The following is a 1,578-nucleotide window of genomic DNA, read 5'->3' on the forward strand; positions in this document are numbered from 1 at the left end:
AATAAACAATCATGACTTTACAGTCCCACCCATATATGAAAAGAGGTGGGACTATTTATTTTCCAAGCTTTCCATACTGGTTATATAGATGGATACTTTAGTACGTGGCTTTTTATGGTGGATTTACCCTGTAAAATAAACTGTAAGAAATAATTTGGTGCACACCCCTTTGTTGACAGATTCATTCTGATCACGAACAGAAAAATGTTGAAATTCCAATTATTTCGGTCATCCATCTCATATCTCTTGAGGAGGTTCATTTATTGGAAACTTTACATTCTCATTGTGCTGGACTTGATGTCCACCAGAAAGAAATTGTTGTTTGTATTTATATTGGAAATTCCGAGACAGAACTTACAAAGGAAATTCGTACATTTCCTACTTTCACAAAACATTTATTTGAAATGCTTCAATGGCTCGAAGAGCTACATATTACCCATCTTGCGATGGAAAGCACCGGTATCTATTGGAAGCCCGTTTTCAACATTTTAGAAGATTATTTTGATATTACCCTTGCCAATGCACAAAGAATAAAAAATGTGCCAGGGCGGAAAACAGATGTAGCGGATGCTGAATGGATTGCCAAACTCCTTCGATATGGACTAATCGAAAAAAGTTTCGTACCTCCATCAGACATTCGAGAACTTCGTGATTTAACACGGTTACGTAAGAAAATGATTGGCAATATGACTGCTGAAAAAAATCGTATTCAAAAAACTTTAGAGTGTTCCAACATTAAACTAGGTTCTATTATCTCTGATGTATTCGGTGTATCTGGTCGTAAATTATTAACTCGTCTTGTGGAACAAGGGTATGTTAACTCACATGAGGTAGAAGAAAATATTCATGGAAGCATGATGCCGAAGGCATCCCAGATTACAGAATCTTTGTTTGGAACTTTAAATCCACATCAAATTTTTCTTATTCGTCAATCTTGGAATCACATCTTATTTATCGAAGAATCCATTCAACAAATAGAAGAAAAAATTGATGAACTTCTTTCACCTTATCAGGAACAAGTTGAACTCCTTTTAACGATTCCTGGGGTAAAAAAACATGCTGCCGCAAGTATTATTGCAGAAGTTGGTGTCGAAATGGGACAATTTCCATCCGCCCAGCACCTGGCTTCATGGGCAGGCTTATCACCTGGAAATCATGAAAGTGCTGGCAAGAAAAAAAGTACTCGAACAACAAAAGGAAATCCACACATTCAATCCATGCTTTGTGAAGTGGCATGGGCCATCTCGAGAACCCGTCATACATGGTTATCAGGAAAGTATTGGTCTCTTGCTGCACGAAGAGGTAAAAAGAAAGCACTTATTGCCATTGCGCATAAAGTCATTAAAATTATCTATCACATACTAGATCAACGATCTGGATTTATTGAGTATTCAAAAATTCTTTCTTAAGGTAATCAACTCAAGTTCATATTTTTTTCGCTACTGTTAAAAAAATTTAATAACATGTGGCTTATTTATTTATGCCTTTTTTAAGTCACTAGATACGCATATCAAGGTTACTGCTCCCTATAGTAAATATGAAGTTTGGAATGTTAATTCAAGTCTTTTCACAGAAAAA

Annotated in this window: 1 protein-coding gene; it reads left to right on the forward strand. The window is 35.8% G+C overall.

All coding sequences use genetic code 11. From position 1 onward, the window contains the following. The first annotated feature begins 263 nt into the window (after positions 1-263). The gene (locus tag MR168_RS32855) at positions 264-1,409 is read left to right on the forward strand and encodes an IS110 family RNA-guided transposase (RefSeq protein WP_086411369.1); all 1,146 of its coding nucleotides are present in this window, start codon (positions 264-266) and stop codon (positions 1,407-1,409) included. The last annotated feature ends 169 nt before the right edge of the window (positions 1,410-1,578 follow it).

This window comes from Bacillus cereus group sp. BfR-BA-01356 (assembly GCF_022663635.1).
Lineage (GTDB): Bacteria > Bacillota > Bacilli > Bacillales > Bacillaceae_G > Bacillus_A > Bacillus_A cereus.